Here is a 24,279-nt window from a genome sequence, read left to right on the forward strand (position 1 = left end):
AAATTTTACAAATATCGAGAATTTATAAAGGGTACTGCTTTTTTACCATCTCCAAATCTTCCTTAAATTTCGAATGAGTTGCCGCAAATACATGCTCAAATACCTCACCTAATTCTTCTTCCAAGACTTTAATACCTTCCCCTGTAATACCACCTTTTACACAAACTTTCTCTTGTAATGTAGGTAATGTATAATAACCATTTTTTAGTAATTCCCCTAAACCAATTAACATTTCACTGGCCAATACAATGGCTGTTTCCTTATCGATTTCTGTTTCTTTTACAGCTGCAGTAATAAATCTCTGTGTTAAATAGCTAAAAAATGCAGGACCGCAGCTTGAAATATCCGATGCAACTCTTGTGACCTTTTCATCAATTTCAATGGGCACAGATATTTTTTGGAATAATCGTTCCAACTTATTTCTCCACATTTTTGTGCACTCGTCCCCAAACGTGAGTAATGACACACCAGCTTTTGCTCGATTTGTAATACTTGGAATGACCCTTGCTACCGAGCATGGAACAACTGATTCTAATTGGGCAACACTGATTGGACTTGTAATGGATACAAGACACTTATCCTCCGATAAGTAGGGGGTAATATCTTGGATGACTCGGATGATATCGTGCGGCTTCAAGCAAATAAAGATTAAATCAGAATCAATAGCAACTTCTTTAGCTGTGGCAACTACTGATACATCTTTATATTTATTTTTAAGCTCAAGGGCTTTTTTCATTGTCCGATTGGCGATGGTTAAGTTGGATGGGGATATTGCCTCTTTTTCTAGCAGGGCCTCAGCTAAAATCCTCCCCATATTTCCAATACCAATGATTCCAGTTTTCATCGTTCTATCCCCCTTCGTGAGCCAGTTTCTCATATACAATATGAAAAAAATTACAAGAATATAACTATTGGAAGGAATGGTACAAGTTGAAAGAATGGTTCAGAATGTATAAGCATTATGTAATTGGCGTGGTTCTCTTGCTTGTAGTTTTAGGGTATTATTTTTTTGCTCCCAGCTCCTCTGAAAATCTCCAGATAGCAAAAACACCCAGTTTGAAACCGAAAATTCTACTGTTACAACGAACCAAACAAAAGAAACCATTAAGGAAGAACCCCCACAAAAGATCATGATCGATATGAAAGGAGCGATTCAAAAGCCAGGGGTTTATGAAGCAAAGAAAGGTGAAAGGGTGATTGATTTAATCGAAAGAGCAGGGGGCTTTTCCGACATGGCAGATCAATCGAAGGTTAATTTAGCCATGTACGTCGAGGATCAAATGGTCATCGCTATCCCTCAATTCGGTGATACTGAGACTGATTTCGTTGTTGGTACAAGTGTAGGTGATCAATCGCAGCCTGATAAAGTGAATATTAATAAAGCAGATGAGACTGAGCTTGAAACTCTCCCAGGTATTGGTCCTTCAAAATCTGCCGCTATTATTGAATATCGAACAACCACCTGTCCTTTTAAATCCATTGAAGAAATTCAATCAATTAGTGGAATTGGAGAAAAAACATTTGAAAAATTAAAGGATAAAATAACCATTGACTAAATGGCAATCCTTTTTTCAAATTGACGCGTTAAGACTCGGGCATTACACTAAAAAAGAGGCAACTGGATCTTGAGGGAGGAATAAGGTTGGAACGGATTTCATGGAATGAATATTTTATGGCCCAAAGCCATCTGCTAGCATTAAGAAGTACATGTACACGCTTGACCGTTGGGGCAACCATCGTAAGAGATAAACGAATTATTGCAGGGGGCTATAATGGTTCCATTACTGGTGGTGATCATTGTATTGATAAAGGCTGCTACGTAATCGATAATCATTGCGTTAGGACCATTCATGCTGAAATGAATGCCATCTTACAATGTGCAAAATTTGGAGTTCCTACAGCGGAAGCTGATATATATGTAACACATTTTCCGTGCTTACAATGCTGCAAAGCAATTATTCAAGCTGGGATTAAGACGGTGTATTACGCAGAGGATTATAAAAATCACCCATATGCATTGGAACTCTTCGATGCTGCGAATGTTCGGGTGGAGCAAGTAAATAGCCAGCTATCTTTTGATTGGAATCAGGCAGAAAAGTCGTTATTTGTATCCGATCTGTTAGCGGAACTTGAGAAAAACGGAGTGAACGAAAGCTCATTATCAAAGCTAACAGAGCAAGCGAAAAAGCTTTTTTCAGTTTAAATGAAAAGCGCCGGTATTGGCAGGCGTTTTTTAAAAGATAAGAAAGTATAAAATTTTGATGGGTGTCTAGCTCCAGGCGCCATCGGCTCGAGGTCACAAGCCAATCCGTCCAAAAGGTCAAAGAACAACCTTTCGGCCGGCTCGTCTTGTGCTTGTCGCCGATAGGCGGGCGCCTTGCGCTTTTCTTATCAATCCACATGGAAGGAGGCCTTTAACATGAAGGGAAAGGGGGTCTATATTGCAATTAGTGCACTTCTTGGCACGTTAACTGCATTGCTCCATTCATACTTAGCCCTTATCATTTTCTTTGGTTATGTTTGGCTCCTTTATCGCTATAAACCCTTTTCAAAGCCCCATTATTTCGTCATCGTGCTCACTTTTCCTCTTTATGTTATTGTTGCAATTACGACTGATATTAATAATAAAACTGATTTAAATGGAACAGAGGAGCGACTTGCTATCACCATTTTCGAATGGGAAACCGATGGCGACCTGCTTCAAATTACTGGGGAGGACCAGCAAACTAAAGAAAAGTTACTAATCCGCTATTATATCACCTCTATGAATGAAAAAATGTAATCGAAAGCCAAATGAGGTATGGGCTTCGTTGCAACCTTTCTGGTCAACTCCAAAAACCTCAAACAGCCAGGAATCCCAACTCCTTTGACTACCAACAATATTTAGCAACAAAAGGTGTCCATTGGATATTTGAGTCCAACCAAAACCCTCTTTCTAGCTGCTCGCAACCCAACCCTTCCTTTTTTTCATACATGGATAATATCCGGTCAAATGGAATTAATAAAGTGAAAGCTTATTTTCCCGAACCGATTCGTTCACTTGCCATAGCATTATTATTTGGTGAGCGTGCGGTGATGGATTCAGATCTTGTTCAAGCATACGAAAGGATTGGTATTGTCCATTTATTAGCGATTTCCAGGTCTTCAGGTCAGCTTTTTGACTGGGGTATTGTACTTTGTTGGAATTAGAATAGGTGTAATGAGAGAGACAATGGTCAATGTGCTGCTCATTTTTCTACCCTGTTATGCTTTGTTGACTGGTGCGACACCATCCGTGGTAAGAGCGGTAGTGATGATGCTTGTCATTCTATCCAGTATGAAACTAGGTCATCAGCGTCTATTGCCATTAGACGCCTTATCAGTAGCTTTTTTACTAGTGTTATTGTGTTCACCTTATCTTGTATTTGATGTTGGATTTCAACTTTCTTTTTGTGCAAGTGGTGCATTATTGCTTTCAACCTTTCTTTTAAAAGACAAATCGATGGTTGGGCAATTATTATTAACTTCTTATATTGCGCAACTGGCTACACTCCCCATTATTCTTTATAATTTTTATGAGTTTTCACTCCTTTCACTCATTGCGAATGTGATCTTTGTTCCTTTCTTTTCTGTTTTCCTCACGCCTTTTTTATTTTTTGTTTTTCTACTATATCCGCTTTTGGGTGTTATTTTTGAGCCACTGGTCTGGATTACGAATCAAGTCATCCTCCTCGTTAATTTCATAATTGAAGCATTTTCAACTCTTCCATTCCACATCCTTACACTTGGACGCCCTGTTTTTTTTATACTCTTATTTTATATAGGATTTATTTGTTTTATTTTTTTAAAACTCGAAGGGACGCCCAAAAAATTAGGTCAGACTTGTCTGTTCATTTTTCTACCTATTACACTGCAGTTAGGGATAAATATGTGGTCCCCCTATGGAGAAGTGACGTTTATTGATGTAGGACAAGGTGACGCTATTTTGATTAAATTACCAAATCACCAAGGAAACATTCTTATCGACACAGGTGGAAAAGTTGCGTTTTCGAAGGATAAATGGCAGGAGCGTCATTCAAGCTTTGAAGTAGGGGAGGATATCGTCTTGCCGTATTTAAAAAGTAAAGGTGTGTCGACGATTGATAAATTGATTTTGACTCACGGCGATTTTGATCATATAGGAGGAGCCCGAGCGATAATGGAGGGGCTATCTGTTAAAGAAATTGTTTTACCGAAGGTACCAAGCCAAGCATCGCTCGAATTGGATTTAATAAAAGAGGCTGAAGCGAACTCAATTCCTGTTACCTTTGTATCTGCAGGTGATTCTTTCGGTAAGAATGGGATTGTATTTCGTGTTTTAACACCACTTGTGGATGTCCAAGTTGCTGATAAGAATGACCATTCAATTGTCATGTATGCACAATTTGGGGGATTGAATTGGCTGTTTACCGGGGACCTTGAAAAAGAAGGGGAAAAGGAGCTTATTAAACGATACAAAAATATGGATGTTAATGTATTAAAGGTTGCCCATCATGGAAGCGATTCGTCGACGACTGAGGAGTTCCTAACAGCCTTTCAGCCAGAAATTGCAGTGATTTCCGTGGGTGAGAATAATCGTTACGGACATCCGCACAAGAAGGTTATTTCAAGGCTTAAGGCACGTCAAATTAAAATATTTAGGACAGACCAAAATGGAGCAATTTCTTATATTTTTAAAGGAAAACGAGGAACTTTTTCAGTAAGGATTCCATAGTATAATGTAAACCACAGCATCCCCTGTTGTATTTAGAAGTTCATTTGTTAGATAAAAAAGAAGACTGCATTAACATGCAGTCTAAAAAATGAAACTATGTAGCGGATTGATTAAGATCCAACAACTTTTATGACTGTTGCGATAATAAACAATGTTGCGAAAAATCCGAATGAAACGAAGAATCCCATCCGGAATCAAGTGCGTCATTGCGCTTATCGACTAATTTTTCAAATTCATTCATAGTTTGATCCCTCCCCCTATTTCAATTTTTAGTATAAGCTAAACATTTAAAAAAATCCACCACTCTCTTTCCTCTTCCTTTTATGACAAGAGTTGTCACAAATAGTTCAATGTGATTTGGCTCAAAATAAAATTACAATCGTGATACCGTTGTGAAGTAAGATCCTAGGCCTTATGTTCACAACGTTTAAATAAAAAGGAATGGGCGAACGAAAGGGTTCGTCCATTCTCTCTTAAGCACTTGTCAAATAGCCTTAGCTTCTTTACGATAAGATTAAGATGCATTAATTTTTCAGTGTGATCGGAGCGAAGGAAATTGGTTTTTGATATATGGAAACAAATTAAGAAAAAACAAATAGCACCAATTTATTTATTATATGGAACTGAAACATATTTCATAAATGAAACAAAGCAGTTACTGGCTCAGTATGTACTCGATTCGGACGAGTCTGATTTTAATTTTTCAAGCTATGATTTGGAGGAAACTCCAATTGAGGTTGTGCTTGAAGACGCTGAGACCTTACCGTTTCTAGGTGATAAACGGTTAATTCTTTTACATAACCCGGTGTTTCTTACTTCTGAAAAAACAAAAGAAAAAGTCGAACATAATCTGGCAAAGCTTGAGGCATACCTTAAGGAACCTGCACCATATTCCGTATTAGTCTTTATTGCACCGTATGAAAAGCTAGATGAGCGAAAAAAAATAACGAAAGAACTAAAACGGACGGCAGTAACGTTTGAATCAAAACGATTATCGCAGGCCGAACTGAAAAGTTGGCTATTGGACCGGACCCAATCACAACAAGTCAAAATGACGGATCAAGCTGCAGAACGAATGATTGAGCTTGTTGGGGCGAATTTATTTATGTTAACAAGTGAAATGGACAAGTTGGTTCTTTATGTAGAGGATTCAGCTTATATAGATGAAAAGATTGTTGAACTATTAGTGTCTAAATCACTTGAACAAAATATTTTTACCTTAATAGACAAAATTGTCAGTCGAAACGTAGAAGAGGCTCTGCGGATTTATTACGACCTTCTAAAGCAAAATGAGGAGCCGTTAAAAATTTTAGCGATCATTTCTGGTCAATTTAGGTTAATTTATCAAGTGAAGGAACTATCGAGAAGAGGCTATGGACAGCAGCAGATGGCAAGCTTTCTTAAGACCCATCCGTACCGTGTAAAGCTTGCAGCGGGGCATGCTAAACATTTTTCTGATGATGAATTGGCAGATTTAATTCGTTTATTAGCAGATGCTGATTATCAAATGAAAACAGGTGGAATGAATAAAAAAATGTTAATTGAAATGTTCTTGCTGAGATTGAAAAAATAAATAGAGCAAAAATAAAAAAACGACCTTTTTGAGGTCGTTTTTTATATAACATTAAGCGTTTAAAGAATTGATCTTCTTAGCTAAACGTGATTTCTTTCTTGCAGCAGCATTTTTGTGGATTAAGCCTTTTCCAGCAGCTTTGTCAAGCTTGCTTGCAGCTTCAGCAAAGTTTTGTGCTACAGCAGCATCATTCGTTACAACTGCTGCTTCAGCTTTTTTAATTGCTGTACGCATCGCAGATTTAACTTGAATGTTTTGAGCTTTTGCAGATTCGCTAGTTTTTACGCGTTTGATTGCAGATTTAATATTTGGCATTCAATTCACCTCCTAAAAAGATCGAGATTATATCAACTCGACTTACACTTTAACATTCATAACAATTATTAAGAACAAGTGATATTTTATCAAACGCCACTTCAGATTGCAATACTCTCCTGTTAATTTGCGTAATTGACGAATGTTTATTCTTCGAAAAGGAAAAGATAGGAATTGGAACCTTCAGTATATTTATTAATTGGTTGGGTTAAATTTGTCTGTTGATTTCCGCTCCAGGTACTCCCTTTCCGCGGGGGAGTCTGGGAGCCTGTCTAGCTGCAGCGGCTAGGGGCTCGGGTCATAAGCCAATCCGTCAAGAAGCTCAAAGAACGACCTTCATGCCGGCTCGCCTTATGCCTGTCGCCCCTGAGCAAGCCGCTTACGCTTTTCGTTCTCCTCGGCGCTTTAGCGCCTGTGGGGTCTCCCATGACACCTTCTCCCGCAGGAGTCTCGCACCTTCCGCTCCAATCAACAGGTTCTCAAAATTAGAACTTTCTTTAACTCAGATTATTAATAAATGATTAGCTGAATTATCACCTTTATCTTCCAAAATGAAAAATGGAGGGAATTTGATGTCTGAATCATTGGATTTAAGTAAATATGCTGTGCGAACGGATCTTGCTGTTGAGGCGAGGGAAATGGTGCTGGCGGAGCGTGCGAAAACGGTGCAAAGCGAAGAGAACCTCTCACAAATTGAGGGTGTGATTATAAAGGAAAAAGAAGAAGATGACATTAAAATTTCATTAGTTGAAATTACCCCACAGGCTGAAGAAGTTATTGGGAAGAAGCCAGGCCGATACTTAACCTTAGAGGTCGCTGGAATTAGGCAACAGGATAGTGAGCTTCAGCAAAAGGTGGAAAAGGTATTTGCGCGTGAATTTTCGCATTTCTTAAAGATGCTTGGGATACCAGATAATGCTTCTTGTCTTGTCGTGGGACTCGGCAACTGGAATGTCACGCCAGATGCACTCGGCCCGTCAGTATGTGAAAATTTACTCGTTACGAGACATCTGTTCCAATTACAGCCTGAAAATGTGGAACAGGGCTTTAGACCTGTCAGTGCCATTTCTCCAGGCGTTATGGGAATAACAGGAATTGAAACAAGCGATATTATTTTTGGAGTCGTCGAAAAATCCAAGCCTGATTTTGTCATTGCCATTGATGCCTTGGCTTCGAGATCCATTGAACGAGTCAATTCAACCATTCAGATTTCCGATACAGGAATTCACCCTGGCTCAGGTGTTGGCAATAAACGCAAGGAAATTAGTAAAGAAACGCTCGGGATTCCGGTCATTGCTCTGGGTGTACCGACTGTGGTAGATGCCGTTTCGATTACAAGTGATACGATCGATTTTATTCTTAAACATTTTGGTCGTGAACTAAAGGAAGGCGGACGACCATCGAGAGCCCTCACACCAGCTGGGATGACCTTTGGTGAGAAAAAGAAGCTAACAGAGGAGGATTTACCAGAAGAACAGCATCGGAAAACCTTCTTGGGGATGATTGGGGTCCTACCGGATGAAGAGAAGCGAAAATTAATTTATGAGGTTCTCTCACCGCTTGGGCACAATTTAATGGTAACACCAAAGGAAGTTGACGTGTTTATTGAAGATATGGCAAATCTTATCGCAAATGGACTAAATTCCGCACTGCACCAAAACATTAATCAAGAGAACACAGGATTCTATACTAGATAATAAATGAAATTTGGATTCCTTGTCATGATAAACAGGTTCTATCTTCTCTAGCAAATTCATAGTATTTACTAGAATCGCTTTATGAGAGGTGGAACCATGAAATTTAATAGGAGACAGGGTCTAATCGTAGCCGTACACGCGTCTAGTATAGTAAGAGCTGTGATCACATTTTTACTATTTTTATTCTTCGTATTCTCACTTAGCGGTTTAATGACTTCGCTAAAACCTGAATATCGGTTAACTTCCTCTTCGCTAAATAATGTGGCGATGAATATGACAGGGGAGTGGCTTTATCATTTAATGGGGTCAGAAAATCATTATTTTCTTGACTCATTACCGGAAAGTAGTCAGACGCCAAAGTTAACGAATATTGTGTTTAAAATGTCGACCAATATAAATTTGGATGACCCAAGAAGCTTATTGGGCCGTGAACTTCCGGGGTTTTCATTATTTGATGGAAAAATCCTTGTTGCTGGTGAGGGGACAAGATATACGAATATGCCAATCGAGTCAGCGCCCCCTGTTGAAGTGTTAAAGGCTGAACAGGAGGCTTCGCTTCAAAATACAGAGGGGATCGATGCTGGAAGTAAAAGTGAAGAAGAGAATGACAAAAAAAGTACTCCACCTTTAACAACCGGTGGTAGACAAGTCGTTTACGTCTATTTTTCACATAATCGTGAGTCCTATCTTCCGTACCTAAAAGGCGTAAATGATCCTGATAGTGCATATCATTCCGAATTAAATGTGATGAAAATTGGAGATAAATTAAAGGAACAGTTAGAAAGTCGTGGAGTTGGGACTTATGTAGAGAAAACGGATATTCAGGGGAATCTAAATAAAAAAGGGTGGACATACGCCCAATCGTATCAAGAATCAAGGCCGGTTGTTCAAGAAGCAATGGCAAGTAATCAAGATTTGCAATACTTTATTGATATTCATCGCGATAGTCATCGGAAGGATATGACGACAAAAGTTATCAATGGTCAATCTTATGCCAAACTGGCATTTATTATTGGTGGAAATCAAGCCAATTATGAGAAAAATTCAAAATTAGCAACGGAACTGCACGAGCTTCTTCAGAAAAAATACCCTGGGCTTAGTCGAGGTGTAATAGTCAAACATGAAGGGAATGGAAAATACAATCAGGATTTATCGGCAAATGCTATTCTAATCGAATTCGGTGGTGTCGATAATACTTTTGAAGAACTGTATCGATCATCTGATGCATTAGCAGACGTATTTAGTGAGCATTATTGGCAGGCAGAAAAAGTTAATCAGGATAACAGCCAGCCTGCAAATCCAAATTAGCGTGATAGGTGAGAACAATGAAATTATTTATGTTAAAAAGCTTTCTATTGGCATCGATCATGTTTATCTGTGTTTTGTTCGGTATGCAACAGGCAAACAATGGTATTCAGCGGATGAAGGGTTATGAAGATACAGATTTTGGTAATGCATTCACCCTGAATGAAAGGGACAATGGAAAAATTGAAGGAACCTTTTTAGGAAATGACGTCAGCAGTCATGATCTTCAAAAAAAGAAAGAAGAAATCGAGGAAATGAATTCTTTTAACTTTTTTTCATCCTTAGGGAAAAATATGTCAAAAGGGTTATCAGAAGCAACAGAAAATGCCATTAATATAATTGTAGAAAAAATAGGAAAGTAACGCAGGGGCTTATTGTCTCCTGTGTTTATTTTTTTCCAAAAAACGAAAATGAGTAGCTCCATTATTTTTCTTTTTTCACCAAATACTTCTTTTCGTTGAATGTTATTTTTTCTATTGGTATAATGAAAAATAGTGTATATGCGCGAGAATTGTAGGAGTGAACAAGAATGAACCGAGAAGAAAAGCTAAAACGACAATCAAAAATACGGAATTTCTCCATCATTGCTCATATCGATCATGGGAAATCAACATTAGCAGACCGCATTTTGGAAAAGACAAATGCGCTAACTTCACGTGAAATGAAGGATCAATTGCTTGATTCCATGGATCTAGAAAGAGAACGAGGAATAACGATTAAATTAAACTCTGTCCAATTGAAATATAAAGCAAAAGATGGCGAAGAATATACGTTTCATCTAATTGATACACCAGGACATGTCGACTTCACCTATGAGGTTTCCCGGAGTTTGGCAGCATGTGAAGGGGCAATTCTTGTTGTCGATGCTGCCCAAGGAATTGAAGCACAAACATTAGCTAACGTTTATCTAGCGTTAGATAATAACCTGGAAATTTTACCTGTTATTAATAAAATTGACTTGCCAAGTGCTGACCCAGAGCGAGTTCGAGGCGAAATTGAAGAGGTCATTGGGCTTGATGCGTCTGAAGCGGTATTAGCATCAGCAAAAGCCGGAAATTGGAATTGAAGATATCCTTGAGCAAATTGTTGAAAAGGTACCTGCACCTGTCGGTGATCCAGATGCTCCATTAAAGGCACTTATATTTGACTCTTTATTTGATGCCTATCGCGGTGTGGTGGCATATATTCGAGTGGTTGAGGGTACGGTTAAAGTTGGCGACAAAATCAAAATGATGGCAACGGGAAAAGAGTTTGAAGTTACAGAAGTGGGCGTATTTACGCCTAAATCGATGCCGCTTGATGAACTTTCTGTCGGAGATGTTGGTTTCTTAACAGCAGCAATTAAAAACGTAGGCGACACCAGAGTAGGTGATACCATTACGAATGCGAAAAATGGGGCGACTGAAGCGTTACCAGGCTATCGGAAAATGAACCCAATGGTATATTGCGGTTTGTATCCAATTGATTCTGCTAAATTTAACGATTTACGTGAGGCTTTAGAGAAGCTTCAATTAAACGATTCAGCTCTTCAATTTGAAGCGGAGACATCACAAGCGCTAGGCTTTGGTTTCCGTTGTGGATTCCTAGGTTTACTCCATATGGAAATAATCCAAGAGCGTATTGAACGCGAATTCAAAATAGACTTAATTACAACTGCACCAAGTGTTATTTATCATGTGGTAAAAACAGATGGTGAAGAGTTAAAAGTAGACAATCCTTCCAAAATGCCGGATCCACAGAAAATTGACCGGATTGAAGAACCATATGTAAAAGCAACGATGATGACACCAAATGATTATGTTGGGGCGATCATGGAGCTTTGCCAGGCAAAACGTGGAATTTTTATCGATATGCAATACTTAGATGAAAACCGTGTGAGCATTGTTTACGAAATTCCATTATCTGAGATTGTTTATGATTTCTTTGATCAATTAAAATCGAGCACAAAAGGCTATGCATCCTTTGATTATGAGCTTATTGGCTATAAGGAATCAAAGTTAGTTAAAATGGATATTCTGTTGAATGCGGAAAAAGTTGACGCTTTGAGCTTTATTGTTCATAAAGATTTTGCTTACGAACGTGGTAAAGTAATTGTTGAAAAGCTGAAGGAACTCATTCCAAGGCAACAATTTGAGGTTCCTGTTCAAGCAGCAATCGGTCAAAAAATTGTTGCCCGTTCAACGATTAAATCGATGGGGAAAAACGTACTTGCCAAATGTTACGGTGGGGACATTTCTCGTAAACGTAAGCTATTGGAGAAACAAAAAGAAGGTAAAAAGCGGATGAAGCAAGTAGGCTCTGTTGAAGTGCCACAGGAAGCGTTTATGGCTGTGCTTCGGATGGATGATAACAATACGAAAAAATAAGAGATGATGAGGGTAGACATGCTTGCTTGACAAGCCATGCTAGCCTCTTTTTCTTACTTATGATTAAGAAGGGGTTGCAACTAGTATGATTAATGCCGCCTATTTTCACATTCCATTTTGTGAGCATATTTGTCATTATTGTGATTTTAATAAAGTTTTTTTAAAAGGACAGCCGGTTCAAGAGTATTTGGATGCCATGGAACGGGAAATTCAGTTAACCTTTGCCGAAGCTGCACCTCCACCTAAATTCAACACAATTTTTGTCGGTGGTGGAACACCGACTGCCTTAACAGAACAGCAGCTCGATAGGCTTTGTGATATCATTCGAACAAACATTCCGAGTCATGAACAAACGGAATTTACGTTTGAAGCGAATCCTGGTGATTTATCGAAGCGGAAATTTCAAATACTAAAGGATGCAGGGGTCAATCGCATCAGCTTTGGCGTTCAAACCTTTAATAATGAATTATTAAAGAAAATTGGCCGTGTCCATCGGGCTGAGGATGTGTACCAATCGATTGAGCTTGCTCAGCAGACAGGATTTCAAAATATTAGTATCGACCTCATATACAGCTTGCCAGGGCAAACACTTGATGATTTTAAACAAACACTAGATCAGGCTCTCAAGCTACAACTTCCTCATTATTCGGGCTACTCCTTAATAATCGAACCGAAAACGGTATTTTATAATTTGTTTCGAAAAGGAAAGCTTCCGACAGTTGGCGAGGATATCGAAGCTGAAATGTATGAAATGCTTATGGAACAAATGGACAAACAGGGATACAAACAGTATGAAATTAGTAATTTTTCACTACCTGGGTATGAGAGTAAGCACAATCTTACCTATTGGAACAATGAAGAGTATTATGGATTTGGGGCTGGGGCTCACAGTTATGTAAATGGCTTTCGGAACTCTAATTTCGGACCACTGAAGAAATATTTAGACTCTATCGCAAGCAACCAGCTTCCCATTCTTGAAAAGCATAAAGTAATAAAAAGTGAAGCAATCGAGGAGGAAATGTTTTTAGGGTTAAGGAAAACAGCTGGCGTCTCTTTGTCGGATTTTCAGACAAAATATCAAAGTAATCTGACGGATTTATTTCATGATGAAATAAGCAAATTGAAAGAGCGGGGACTAATCGAATTGGCGGAGAATCATATTCGATTAACCAAACGTGGGAAACTACTTGGGAATGAAGTTTTCCAATCATTTCTTGGGGTTATCTAAACGTTGACACTCTGCTACTTATTTGATAATTTATTATTAGAATTAGCACTCGTTACTAAGGAGTGCTAACAGAGGTGATGTTCCGTTGTTAACAGATCGTCAATTGTTAATTTTCCAGGTAATTGTTGATGATTTTATTCGATCTGCACAACCAATCGGTTCAAGAAGCTTGTCAAAAAAAGATGAAATATCTTTCAGCTCTGCGACAATTCGTAATGAGATGGCTGACTTAGAAGAAATGGGTTTTATTGAAAAAACACATATTTCTTCAGGTAGAATTCCGTCTGAAAAAGGCTATCGTTATTACGTGGATCACTTGTTATCTCCCCAAAGCCTAGAGACAGGTGATGTGCTACAGGTAAGATCGATTTTTGAAGAGCGTATTTATGAACTTGAAAAAATTGTTCAAAAATCGGCAAAAATTTTATCCGATTTAACGAATTATACTTCGATTGTCTTAGGTCCGGCAGTTAACGAAAATAGGCTTAAAAAGATCCAAATTGTTCCTCTTAACAAAGAAACAGCAATCGCGATCATCGTTACTGATACTGGTCATGTTGAAAATCGAATGTTCCACTTACCTTCGTCGCTTGATGCCAATGATATTGAAAAGCTAGTCAACATTCTGAATGACCGATTAGTGAATGTGCCGATGGTTGATTTGAATGAAAAAATATACAAGGAAGTCGCGACTCTATTGCGACAACATATTCATCATTATGATTCAATGATCAATACGATAGCTGATACACTTAAGCTACCAACAACGAACAAATTGTTTTTTGGTGGAAAAACTAATATGTTACGGCAGCCAGAATTTCATGATCTTGAGAAAATTAGACTCCTGATGAATATGATTGAGCAAGAGGACAGCATCTATGACCTTCTTCAAAAAAATCCTGTTGGAATTCATGTCAAGATTGGCCGGGAAAATAACAATGAAGCAATGGAAAACTGCAGCTTAATAACAGCCACCTATTCTGTTGGAGCAGAAAAACTAGGCTCTATTGCAATACTTGGTCCGACTCGGATGGAATATTCAAGGGTAATAGGTTTATTGCAAGTGATTTCAAGTGATTTGTCTAAGGTTTTGTCTAAACTGTATCAAAATAACTGACAGAGGAAATATTGATTAGGGTGGAGCAACGGTTCCATCCCCTTTCTTTGTCAATCCTATACCGGAATACCTTAAGGGAGGTGAACGAATTAATGACACAGGAACAAAATGTAAAACAAGAAGAGGAAGTTGTTGCTGAACAGCAAACTGAAGAAACAGTGGAAGAAATCTTTGCTGAAACTGAGGAAACTGAATCAACAGAAGCTACTGAAGTACCATCAGAAGCTCCTGAGCTTGCTGAAGCAAAAGCAAAAATTGCTGAATTAGAAGGGCAATTAGAGTCTGCGGAAAACCGCTATCTTCGTCTTCAAGCAGATTTTGATAATTCCCGTCGTCGCGCAAGACTTGATCTTGAAGCGAACGAAAAATATAAAGCACAATCTTTGGTTACCGATCTATTACCAGCTCTTGATAATTTTGAGAGAGCACTTGCCATGACAGCTGACAATGAGCAAACGAAATCATTGCTACAGGGGATGGAAATGGTATATAAAAGTTTAGTTGAAGCTTTGAAAAAAGAAGGTGTTGAACCGATTGAAGCGGTGGGTCAAGAATTTGATCCCCATAAACACCAAGCAGTCATGCAGGTTGAAGATGAAAATTTCGGATCCAACATTGTAGTGGATGAGTTTCAAAAAGGTTACTTATTAAAGGATCGAGTGATTCGTCCATCAATGGTAAAAGTAAATCAATAAAATTAATAGAATGAGCACTTACATAGTAAGTATTTGGGAGGTAAAGAAACATGAGTAAAATCATTGGTATTGACTTAGGAACTACAAACTCTTGTGTTGCCGTACTAGAAGGCGGCGAGCCAAAAGTAATTCCAAATCCAGAAGGAAACCGTACAGCTCCATCTGTAGTAGCTTTCAAAAATGGTGAGCGTCAGGTTGGGGAAGTTGCAAAGCGTCAGGCTATTACAAACCCTAATACAATTATCTCAATCAAACGTCATATGGGAACCAATCATAAAGAAGTTATTGATGGAAAAGAATATACTCCACAAGAGATTTCGGCGATTATCCTTCAATATTTAAAATCTTATGCAGAAGATTATCTAGGCGAGCCTGTAACGAAAGCTGTTATTACAGTTCCAGCTTACTTTAACGACGCTGAGCGTCAAGCGACTAAGGATGCTGGTAAAATTGCAGGTCTTGAAGTAGAACGGATTATCAACGAGCCAACAGCTGCAGCACTTGCTTACGGCTTAGATAAAACGGACGAAGATCAAACGATCCTAGTGTTTGACCTTGGTGGTGGAACATTTGACGTGTCCATCCTTGAACTAGGTGATGGAGTATTTGAAGTAAAATCAACGGCTGGTGATAATCGTCTTGGTGGAGATGATTTTGACCAAGTAATCATCGATTATTTAGTCGATCAATTTAAAAAAGAGAATGGCATTGATTTATCTAAAGATAAAATGGCATTGCAACGCTTAAAGGATGCTGCTGAAAAAGCGAAAAAAGATTTGTCTGGTGTTACTTCTACACAAATCTCTTTACCGTTTATCACAGCTGGAGAAGCAGGTCCATTGCATCTTGAAGTAAACTTAACTAGAGCAAAATTTGATGAAATCTCTGCACATTTAGTTGAAAGAACAATGGGACCAACTCGTCAAGCATTGCGTGATGCTGGTCTTTCTACTTCTGAAATTGATAAGGTTATTCTAGTAGGTGGTTCAACTCGTATTCCTGCGGTTGTGGAAGCAATCAAAAAGGAAATCGGCAAAGACCCATCTAAAGGTGTTAACCCAGATGAAGTAGTAGCAATGGGTGCAGCAATCCAAGGTGGCGTTATTTCTGGGGATGTTAAGGATGTTGTATTACTTGACGTAACTCCACTTTCACTTGGTATTGAAACAATGGGTGGCGTGTTTACGAAATTAATCGACCGTAACACAACGATTCCAACTTCAAAATCACAAGTTTTCTCAACAGCGGCTGATAGCCAAACAGCGGTTGATATCCACGTCCTTCAAGGGGAACGCCCAATGGCATCAGATAACAAAACATTAGGTCGTTTCCAATTAACGGATATTCCACCAGCACCTCGTGGAATTCCACAAATTGAAGTTAGCTTTGACATTGATAAAAACGGTATCGTAAATGTTCGTGCAAAAGACCTTGGCACAAACAAAGAACAAACGATTACGATTAAATCTTCAACTGGATTATCTGATGAGGAAATCCAAAAAATGGTACGTGAAGCAGAAGAAAATGCTGATGCCGATAAGAAACGTAAGGATGAAGTGGAACTTCGTAACGAAGCAGACCAACTTGTATTCCAAACAGAGAAAACGATTAAAGAATTAGAAGATAAAGTTGATGCTGCAGATGTAGCTCAAGCTAACGAAGCAAAAGATGCTTTAAAAGCTGCGATTGAGAAAAATGACTTGGAAGAAATCAAAACGAAAAAGGATGCTCTCCAAGAAATCGTTCAAAATCTTAGCGTGAAACTCTATGAAGAAGCTGCTAAACAAGCACAAGCTGCACAAGGTCAAGAGGGAAAAGCAAAAGATGACAACGTAGTCGATGCAGAGTTCGAAGAAGTAAACGACGACAAATAAATTCATCTTTTAGAAAAAGTCAAAGTCAGGTCGTTCATGACTTTGGCTTTTTCATTATGATGGAATTGTCCATTTAGGGGTAGGTATTTCTAGTTGATTTTCACAAGATTACAATGATACAATAACCTTTATGTGAATGGATTCGGGAGGGTAAGTATGAGTAAACGGGATTACTATGAAGTCCTTGGGGTCGGTAAAAGTGCTACGAAGGATGAAATAAAAAAAGCATATCGGAAGCTTTCTAAACAATATCACCCAGATATTAATAAAGCGGAAGATGCGGCTGAGCAGTTTAAAGAAGTAAAAGAAGCTTATGAAGTATTAAGTGATGATCAAAAACGAGCTCACTATGACCAATTTGGCCACACAGATCCAAACCAGGGCTTTGGTGGTGGAGGAGATTTTGGCGGCGGCTTCGGTGGCTTTGAAGATATCTTTAACACCTTCTTTGGTGGCGGAGGTGGCGGCAGACGTCGTGATCCAAACGCACCAAGACAAGGGGCAGATTTACAATACACGATGACATTAACCTTTGAAGAGGCTGTATTTGGTAAAGAAACCGACATTCAAATTCCACGAGAAGAAGAATGTGAAACGTGCCACGGTTCCGGTGCAAAACCAGGAACAAAACCGGAGACATGTCCACATTGTCATGGTAGCGGTCAACTTAATGTTGAGCAAAATACACCATTTGGTCGAATCGTAAATCGTCGAACCTGCCATCATTGTAATGGGACAGGCAAAGAAATTAAGCATAAGTGCTCAACCTGCGGCGGTCAAGGGAAAGTGAAAAAACGTCGGAAAATTCATGTGAAAATTCCTGCAGGTATAGATGATGGTCAACAGCTACGCGTTACTGGTCAAGGAGAAGCTGGAATAAATGGTGGACCTCCAGGCGATCTATACGTAGTTTTCCATGTCAGAGACCATGAATTCTTTGAACGTGATGGGGAAGATATCTATTGTGAAATGCCAATCACATTTAGTCAGGCAGCCCTAGGTGACGATGTGGAAATTCCAACTTTGCATGGAAAAGTTAAATTAAAGGTTCCTGCAGGTACCCAAACAGGTACGAAGTTTAGACTGAAGGGTAAAGGGGTACCAAACGTAAGAGGGTATGGAATCGGTGATCAGCATGTCATTATCCGTGTCATTACTCCTACAAAGTTATCTGATAAACAAAAGCAATTACTCCGTGAATTTGCTGAAGTGAGCGGCAAGGTTCCAAACGGCGGACATGAAGATAGTTTCTTTTCAAAAGTAAAACGCGCCTTTAAAGGTGAATAATCAATAGAAAATGGAGTTGGTAGAGATGAAATGGTCAGAAATCAGCATTCATACAACAAATGAAGCGATTGAACCAATCTCAAATATTTTACACGAGGCTGGCGCTAGTGGCGTCGTAATTGAGGACCCTTTTGAGTTAAGTAAGGAAAGGGTGGATCGCTTCGGTGAAATATACCAACTCAATCCTGATGATTATCCTGAAGAGGGAGTTATCGTTAAAGCATATATTCCTATCAATAGTTTCCTCGGAGAAACAGTTGAGGAAATTAAAGATGCCATCAATAATTTAATATTATTTAATATAGACATTGGAAAAAACAATGTCACGATCAGTGAAGTAAATGAAGAAGAATGGGCAACTGCCTGGAAAAAATACTATAATCCCGTAAAAATTTCAGAACGGTTTACAATTGTTCCGACTTGGGAAGACTATACTCCTGTCTCAAGTGATGAATTAATTATAGAATTGGATCCAGGAATGGCATTTGGCACAGGCACCCATCCAACTACCGTTATGTGTGTACAGGCACTCGAGCGAACGGTGAAGGCTGGGGACAATTGTATCGATGTTGGTACGGGTACTGGAGTATTGAGTATCGCTGCGGCCATGTTAGGTGCACAAAAAGTAACTGCCCTCGATTTAGATGAAGTAGCTGTTCACTCGGCTATCCTGAATATTAAGCTTAATAAAGTACATGAGAATGTAACGGTGGCCCAAAACAATTTATTAGACGGTATTGAAGGACCTGCTGATATTGTTGTAGCCAATATTTTAGCTGAAGTAATTTTAAGATTTACTGATGATGTTGCAAAAGTGGTAAAACCAGACGGATACTTTATTGCTTCGGGCATAATTGGACAGAAGAAGCAACAGGTAAGAGAAGCAATTGAGAGTGTTGGCTTTACGATTCAAGAGACACTTGTCATGGAAGATTGGGTTGCGTTTATTGCAAAGAAAAATTAACAATTTCCTCTCTCAGCTATCTTAATTAGCGTTCAAAGGCTCGCCACTGGCGAGTTTCTTTTTGCTCTTTAATTACTATGTTAAAAGAAGGTGAATGGGAATGCAGCGATATTTTGTTAATGCCGGATCTGAAAACGATCGTTATTTGATACAAGGTGAGGATTTTCATCATATTACCCGGGTAATGAGAATGAAAGCCAGCGATCAAATTGTTTGCGTCACAAACGACGGAAAAAGTGCGGAATGTATAATTGAAGAAATTACCGATGAAAAAGTAGTCGCGAAAGTTGTAAAATGGGAAGAAGGGTCAACCGAGCTTCCTATTAAAGTTTCCATTGCGAGCGGATTGCCAAAAGGGGATAAGCTGGAATGGATTATTCAAAAAGGCACGGAGTTGGGTGCTACTGAGTTTGTCCCTTTTCTTGCAGCTCGCTCGATTGTCAAATGGGATGACAAAAAAGCTGAAAAAAAGGTAGATCGTTGGCAAAAGATTGCGAAAGAGGCAGCGGAACAATCCTATCGAAATATGGTCCCTAATGTTATCTCTCCGCTTGACTTAAAAACATTGCTTCAGAAGGCCGATGATTATGATGTAAAGTTAATCGCCTATGAAGAGGAAGCAAAACTTGGTGAAGGTGCAGTTTTGGCCAAAACACTACATGAACTCAGATTAGGACAGTCGTTATTGGTCGTATTTGGACCTGAAGGCGGCTTAGATACGAAAGAAATCGCTATTTTGAAAGAGCATGGCTTTATAGCGTGTGGCCTAGGACCACGAATCTTAAGAACAGAAACAGCACCGCTTTATTTATTATCAGCAGTGTCTTATCATTTAGAATTATTGAGGTGATCATTATGCCGACAGTTGCGTTTCATACACTAGGCTGTAAAGTTAACCATTATGAGACAGAAGCAATCTGGCAATTATTTAAAGAGCAAGGTTACGATCGAGTTGAATTTGAATCAACTTCAGATGTATATATAATCAACACATGTACTGTCACGAATACGGGCGATAAAAAAAGCCGTCAGGTGATTAGGCGTGCTGTTCGTAAAAATCCAGATGCGGTTATTTGTGTAACGGGTTGTTATGCCCAAACCTCACCAGCCGAAATTTTAGCCATTCCTGGTGTAGATGTAGTGGTTGGGACACAAGACCGTGTAAAAATGCTTGAATACATCGAGCAATATAAACAAGAACGACAGCCTATCAACGGTGTAAAAAACATCATGAAAAGCCGTGTCTATGAGGAATTAGATGTACCGGCCTTTACTGATCGTACCCGGGCTTCTTTAAAAATTCAAGAAGGTTGTAACAATTTTTGTACCTTCTGTATCATTCCTTGGGCTCGTGGTTTAATGCGTTCCCGTGATCCAAAAGAGGTCATTCGTCAGGCACAACAGCTTGTTGATGCTGGTTATAAAGAAATTGTTCTAACGGGAATTCATACAGGTGGCTATGGTGAAGATATGAAAGATTATAATTTGGCGATGCTACTTCAGGATCTCGAAAAAGAAGTACGTGGACTGAAGCGTCTTCGTATCTCTTCGATTGAGGCAAGCCAAATAACTGACGAAGTGATCGATGCAATCAAGCACTCTAATATTATTGTCCGACATCTTCATATTCCACTTCAATCTGGTTCAGATACGGTTTTAAAAAGAATGCGTCGCAAGTATACGATGGAATTCTTTGCAGAACGTTTGGACCGTTTAAAAGAGGTGCTTCCAGGTCTTGCTGTAACGAGCGATGTGATTGTCGGATTCCCTGGTGAAACAGAAGAAGAATATATGGAAACATATAATTTTATTAAAAAATATCAGTTTTCCGAGCTTCACGTATTCCCATATTCTAAGCGAACTGGTACACCTGCAGCCAGGATGGAAGATCAAGTTGATGAGGAAGTAAAAAATGAGCGCGTCCATCGTCTCATTTCTTTATCCGATCAATTGGCAAAAGAGTATGCATCCCAATTTGATGGTGAAGTATTAGAGGTTATTCCTGAAGAAAGATTTCAGGATGATCATGATCAACCACTTTATGTAGGCTACACTGATAACTATCTAAAGATTGTTTTCGCTGGAACAGAAGCGATGATCGGAAAAATTGTTAAAGTCAAAATAACAAAGGCTGGTTATCCATACAACGAAGGTGAGTTCATTCGAGTTTTAACCGATGACGTTTTTGCTGAAGAAGAAACAGCTATATAAACAAAAAACTGTCGAGCATGAGGCTCGGCAGTTTTTTTGAGTAGTACGTAGGATTTATTACGTATTGTTTGAAAGGAGTTATATCGTGCTCGAGTGCCCCGAAAAATTGAGTGAAAGGTAACGATAGAAGGTTTATCGTGCCCGAGCGCCCCGAAAAAACGAGTGAAAGGTAACAGTAGAAGGCTTATCGTGCCCGAGCACAATGAAAAATCGAGCAAGAAGTAACGATAGCCCGGCTTATCTTACCCAAACTCCTTATTATAGAGTATAAACGGTGCTCTTTCTCTTAAAACTAAACAGAGCAATCAGAAAAACAACAATTCTTCTCGAAATTTCGAACATCGAATGTTATCATGTAAGAGGTACGGACAACTATCCAGCACTCTGAAAGGAGAATAAACGTATGCCACAAAATGTTGCAGCAATGATTGATCATACTTTATTAAAAGCCGATGCGAAAAAGGAACAAATTGAGGTGCTATGTAAGGAAGCGAAGGAGTATTCTTTTGCTTCAGTATGTGTAAATCCTACTTGGGTAAAATACGCAAGTCAATTACTGAACGGTAGCACTGTTAAAGTGTGTACGGTTATTGGTTTCCCGCTAGGGGCAAATACCACTGAAACAAAAGCATTCGAAACAAAAAATGCGATTGAAAATGGCGCAACAGAGGTTGACATGGTCATCAATATTGGGGCCTTAAAAGATGGAAACGATTCATTAGTAGAACAAGATATTCGTGCTGTAGTTGATGCAGCACAAGGAAAAGCTTTGACAAAAGTTATTATTGAGACAAGTCTTTTGTCAAATGAAGAAAAGGTACGCGCATGTCAATTAGCCGTTAAAGCTGGGGCAAATTTTGTTAAAACCTCAACTGGTTTCTCAACTGGTGGGGCAACAGTGGAAGACATTGCTCTAATGCGCAAAACAGTAGGTCCTGGAAATTGGCGTAAAAGCATCTGGCGGCGTGAGAAGTGCTAATGATGCGAAGAGCCTAATTGAAGCAGGAGCAACGCGAATTGGCGCAAGCTCTGGCGTTGCTATCGTAAACGGGTTATCAAGTACATCTGATTATTAAGATCAAAAAGAGACTATTTTACTTTTATAGTCTCTTTTTTTATGCCTTTTTTCCATGAACAAATTGAATCCATCTTCCAAACGGCTCAGCAAATGGAAGGACAATGAGGGACGTTATGACATTAAACAGTAAACTGGAGTGGGCTAACTGAATGTCAGGGCTTTCTGCTGCTATTGGAGCTAGAGAAGCGAGCCAATCAATGAAGGGAATGAATAGCAAAACACCTGCGACGTTTAACCATATATGAGCATAGGCACATAATTTTGATTCTTGCCCTGAGCCAATCGCTGCTATAAATGCAGTAATACATGTTCCAATATTCGAACCAAGCATAATGGCAATTCCTGAATCGAGCTTTAGGACATCACCAGATAAAAAACCCATTGTTATCCCGGTCATTGCCGTACTCGATTGAATTAATGCGGTAACAATCATTCCGAAAAACACGCTTAATACATGACTATTATTTAACATGGCTAAAATCGATTCGACCGATGATAATTCAGTCAAAGGAGTTGCCAAATACTCGAATCCTTGAATGGCAATAAATACGGCAGACATTCCGAATAGGATGGACCCGGAACTTCTGATTTTAACATGGGTGAAGAGCATCAGAAGGGCACCAATAATCGCCATCGGAACTAAATATTGATTGATGTTAAATGTGATAAATTCTGTTGTAAAGGTCGTCCCGATATTAGTTCCCAAAATAATTCCGATTGATTTAGGAAAAGATAGCATGCCAGCTGAGATTAATCCGATTGTGATGACCATGACCGCTGAGCTGCTATGGAGAATAGCAGTCACAAATATACTTGTAAACATTGCTTTTAATGGTGAGCTTGTAACTCGTTCGAGCATTCTTTTAAAGGTTTCTCCGGAAAGTTTAAATAGCCCGGTTCTTAAGATCGTCATTCCCATAATAAAAACCGTAATGAGCGATATAAAAAGTAAAATTGATAACATGTCCATTCACTCCCCATTGCTCTTATATATGCTTACGGGTTCTCAAATAGACATACGCTTGATGAATATTAATTGAATATGTTACACAAAATAATCGTCGAAAAAGAACAATTTTTCACGAATCATAGGAACAAGCTCAAATTGAGTTGACCTTATATCTTCATTATATTATAATTGTCAAAGTACATGGTCTCCATGTCCTCGATGTTAGTGTGTTGTGTTCGGAGGGAGGGAAAGAGAATGTCTAAAACCGTCGTTCGTAAAAACGAATCGCTTGAAGATGCTCTTCGTCGCTTTAAACGTACTGTATCTAAATCAGGTACTATACAAGAAGCTAGAAAGCGCGAATTCTACGAAAAGCCTAGTGTAAAGCGTAAAAAGAAGTCTGAAGCTGCAAGAAAACGTAAGTTCTAAAAGAGGGTGTATTCATGAGTCTTCTTGAGCGTTTAAATAATGATATGAAGCAAGCGATGAAGAATAAGGAAAAAGACAAACTCTCCGTGATTCGGATGATCAAGTCTTCATTGCAAAATGAAGCGATCAAGCTTGGTAATGAGTTATCCGAAGATCAAGAGCTAACCGTCCTTTCTCGCGAAATGAAACAACGTAAGGACTCCCTCAACGAATTTGAAAAAGCCGGTCGTGAAGATCTGGTTGAAAAATTGCGTACAGAATTGACATTTGTCGAGGTGTACATGCCGAAACAGCTATCTGAAGAAGAAGTGGCTGAGATTGTAAAACAAGCAATTTCAGAAGTAGGTGCAACATCAAAAGCTGAGATGGGAAAAGTAATGTCTGCAGTTATGCCGAAGGTAAAGGGTAAGGCAGACGGAACACTCGTAAATAAACTTGTTCAACAACACCTTTCATAAT

22 protein-coding genes and 4 pseudogenes are annotated in these 24,279 nt (G+C 39.0%); 22 read left to right on the forward strand and 4 right to left on the reverse strand.

Annotation, left to right across the window (positions count from 1 at the left end; genetic code table 11):
• Positions 1–22: 22 nt before the first annotated feature.
• Positions 23–844, reverse strand: a complete 822-nt coding sequence (gene comER / locus RGF10_RS06790) for a late competence protein ComER (protein WP_318508317.1) — start codon at positions 842–844, stop codon at positions 23–25.
• A 286-nt stretch (positions 845–1,130) separates the two neighbouring features.
• Here comER and RGF10_RS06795 point away from each other — a divergent pair, with 286 nt between their 5' ends.
• The 6 genes and pseudogenes from RGF10_RS06795 (at position 1,131) to RGF10_RS06815 (ending at position 4,732) form a co-directional block, all read left to right on the forward strand.
• Positions 1,131–1,556: a helix-hairpin-helix domain-containing protein gene (locus RGF10_RS06795; protein WP_318508320.1), complete on the forward strand. Its 426-nt coding sequence runs from the start codon at positions 1,131–1,133 to the stop codon at positions 1,554–1,556.
• 86 nt (positions 1,557–1,642) lie between these two features.
• Positions 1,643–2,203 (forward strand): ComE operon protein 2, encoded by a 561-nt coding sequence (locus tag RGF10_RS06800; protein ID WP_318508322.1) that lies wholly within the window; start codon positions 1,643–1,645, stop codon positions 2,201–2,203.
• A 216-nt stretch (positions 2,204–2,419) separates the two neighbouring features.
• Positions 2,420–2,782: a hypothetical protein gene (locus tag RGF10_RS06805; protein WP_318508324.1), complete on the forward strand. Its 363-nt coding sequence runs from the start codon at positions 2,420–2,422 to the stop codon at positions 2,780–2,782.
• A gap of 11 nt (positions 2,783–2,793) precedes the next feature.
• A pseudogene (locus tag RGF10_RS23780) lies at positions 2,794–2,913 on the forward strand (DUF4131 domain-containing protein); the annotation flags it as partial.
• 93 nt (positions 2,914–3,006) lie between these two features.
• Entirely contained in the window at positions 3,007–3,189 is a 183-nt protein-coding gene (locus RGF10_RS06810; protein WP_318508326.1) for a ComEC/Rec2 family competence protein, read from the forward strand.
• Positions 3,190–3,199: 10 nt separating this feature from the next.
• Positions 3,200–4,732: a DNA internalization-related competence protein ComEC/Rec2 gene (locus RGF10_RS06815; protein ID WP_318508328.1), complete on the forward strand. Its 1,533-nt coding sequence runs from the start codon at positions 3,200–3,202 to the stop codon at positions 4,730–4,732.
• Between the two features lie 110 nt (positions 4,733–4,842).
• Here the strand turns inward: RGF10_RS06815 and RGF10_RS06820 are convergent.
• Positions 4,843–4,973, reverse strand: a pseudogene (locus tag RGF10_RS06820) (YqzM family protein).
• Between the two features lie 315 nt (positions 4,974–5,288).
• On the opposite strand from RGF10_RS06820, the gene holA reads away from it, so the two are divergent.
• On the forward strand, positions 5,289–6,305 hold the full coding sequence (gene holA, locus RGF10_RS06825) for a DNA polymerase III subunit delta (protein WP_318508330.1): 1,017 nt from the start codon (positions 5,289–5,291) through the stop codon (positions 6,303–6,305).
• Positions 6,306–6,356: 51 nt separating this feature from the next.
• On the opposite strand, the gene rpsT is transcribed toward holA, so the two are convergent.
• Complete coding sequence (gene rpsT / locus RGF10_RS06830) at positions 6,357–6,620, reverse strand: 30S ribosomal protein S20 (protein ID WP_318508331.1); 264 nt, start codon at positions 6,618–6,620, stop codon at positions 6,357–6,359.
• A gap of 572 nt (positions 6,621–7,192) precedes the next feature.
• On the opposite strand from rpsT, the gene gpr reads away from it, so the two are divergent.
• The 13 genes and pseudogenes from gpr (at position 7,193) to deoC (ending at position 22,440) form a co-directional block, all read left to right on the forward strand.
• Positions 7,193–8,317 (forward strand): GPR endopeptidase, encoded by a 1,125-nt coding sequence (gene gpr, locus RGF10_RS06835; protein ID WP_318508333.1) that lies wholly within the window; start codon positions 7,193–7,195, stop codon positions 8,315–8,317.
• A gap of 96 nt (positions 8,318–8,413) precedes the next feature.
• On the forward strand, positions 8,414–9,625 hold the full coding sequence (locus RGF10_RS06840) for a stage II sporulation protein P (RefSeq protein WP_318508335.1): 1,212 nt from the start codon (positions 8,414–8,416) through the stop codon (positions 9,623–9,625).
• A gap of 17 nt (positions 9,626–9,642) precedes the next feature.
• Entirely contained in the window at positions 9,643–9,984 is a 342-nt protein-coding gene (locus RGF10_RS06845; protein WP_318508337.1) for a YqxA family protein, read from the forward strand.
• A gap of 167 nt (positions 9,985–10,151) precedes the next feature.
• Positions 10,152–11,988: pseudogene (gene lepA, locus RGF10_RS06850) on the forward strand (translation elongation factor 4).
• Between the two features lie 85 nt (positions 11,989–12,073).
• Entirely contained in the window at positions 12,074–13,216 is a 1,143-nt protein-coding gene (hemW, locus tag RGF10_RS06855; protein WP_318508339.1) for a radical SAM family heme chaperone HemW, read from the forward strand.
• A gap of 85 nt (positions 13,217–13,301) precedes the next feature.
• Positions 13,302–14,333: a heat-inducible transcriptional repressor HrcA gene (hrcA, locus tag RGF10_RS06860; protein ID WP_318508341.1), complete on the forward strand. Its 1,032-nt coding sequence runs from the start codon at positions 13,302–13,304 to the stop codon at positions 14,331–14,333.
• Between the two features lie 92 nt (positions 14,334–14,425).
• Positions 14,426–15,028: a nucleotide exchange factor GrpE gene (gene grpE / locus RGF10_RS06865; RefSeq protein WP_318508342.1), complete on the forward strand. Its 603-nt coding sequence runs from the start codon at positions 14,426–14,428 to the stop codon at positions 15,026–15,028.
• 50 nt (positions 15,029–15,078) lie between these two features.
• Positions 15,079–16,902, forward strand: coding sequence for a molecular chaperone DnaK (gene dnaK, locus RGF10_RS06870; protein ID WP_318508344.1), 1,824 nt, complete (start codon positions 15,079–15,081; stop codon positions 16,900–16,902).
• Positions 16,903–17,058: 156 nt separating this feature from the next.
• Complete coding sequence (gene dnaJ / locus RGF10_RS06875; protein ID WP_318508346.1) at positions 17,059–18,189, forward strand: molecular chaperone DnaJ; 1,131 nt, start codon at positions 17,059–17,061, stop codon at positions 18,187–18,189.
• Between the two features lie 25 nt (positions 18,190–18,214).
• Positions 18,215–19,153, forward strand: coding sequence for a 50S ribosomal protein L11 methyltransferase (prmA, locus tag RGF10_RS06880; protein WP_318508348.1), 939 nt, complete (start codon positions 18,215–18,217; stop codon positions 19,151–19,153).
• 100 nt (positions 19,154–19,253) lie between these two features.
• The gene (locus RGF10_RS06885) at positions 19,254–20,003 is read left to right on the forward strand and encodes a 16S rRNA (uracil(1498)-N(3))-methyltransferase (RefSeq protein WP_318508350.1); all 750 of its coding nucleotides are present in this window, start codon (positions 19,254–19,256) and stop codon (positions 20,001–20,003) included.
• A gap of 5 nt (positions 20,004–20,008) precedes the next feature.
• The gene (mtaB, locus tag RGF10_RS06890; RefSeq protein WP_318508352.1) at positions 20,009–21,364 is read left to right on the forward strand and encodes a tRNA (N(6)-L-threonylcarbamoyladenosine(37)-C(2))-methylthiotransferase MtaB; all 1,356 of its coding nucleotides are present in this window, start codon (positions 20,009–20,011) and stop codon (positions 21,362–21,364) included.
• A 403-nt stretch (positions 21,365–21,767) separates the two neighbouring features.
• Positions 21,768–22,440, forward strand: a pseudogene (gene deoC / locus RGF10_RS06895) (deoxyribose-phosphate aldolase).
• Positions 22,441–22,479: 39 nt separating this feature from the next.
• Here the strand turns inward: deoC and RGF10_RS06900 are convergent.
• Entirely contained in the window at positions 22,480–23,406 is a 927-nt protein-coding gene (locus tag RGF10_RS06900) for a Na/Pi symporter (RefSeq protein WP_318508354.1), read from the reverse strand.
• Between the two features lie 240 nt (positions 23,407–23,646).
• On the opposite strand from RGF10_RS06900, the gene rpsU reads away from it, so the two are divergent.
• Together rpsU and RGF10_RS06910 are read left to right on the forward strand one after the other, a co-directional pair.
• Positions 23,647–23,820 (forward strand): 30S ribosomal protein S21, encoded by a 174-nt coding sequence (gene rpsU, locus RGF10_RS06905; RefSeq protein WP_015595024.1) that lies wholly within the window; start codon positions 23,647–23,649, stop codon positions 23,818–23,820.
• 14 nt (positions 23,821–23,834) lie between these two features.
• Positions 23,835–24,278, forward strand: coding sequence for a GatB/YqeY domain-containing protein (locus tag RGF10_RS06910; RefSeq protein ID WP_318508356.1), 444 nt, complete (start codon positions 23,835–23,837; stop codon positions 24,276–24,278).
• Position 24,279: the final 1 nt, after the last annotated feature.

Origin of the sequence: Bacillus sp. T3 (assembly GCF_033449965.1) — a bacterium.
Lineage (GTDB): Bacteria > Bacillota > Bacilli > Bacillales > Cytobacillaceae > Bacillus_BU.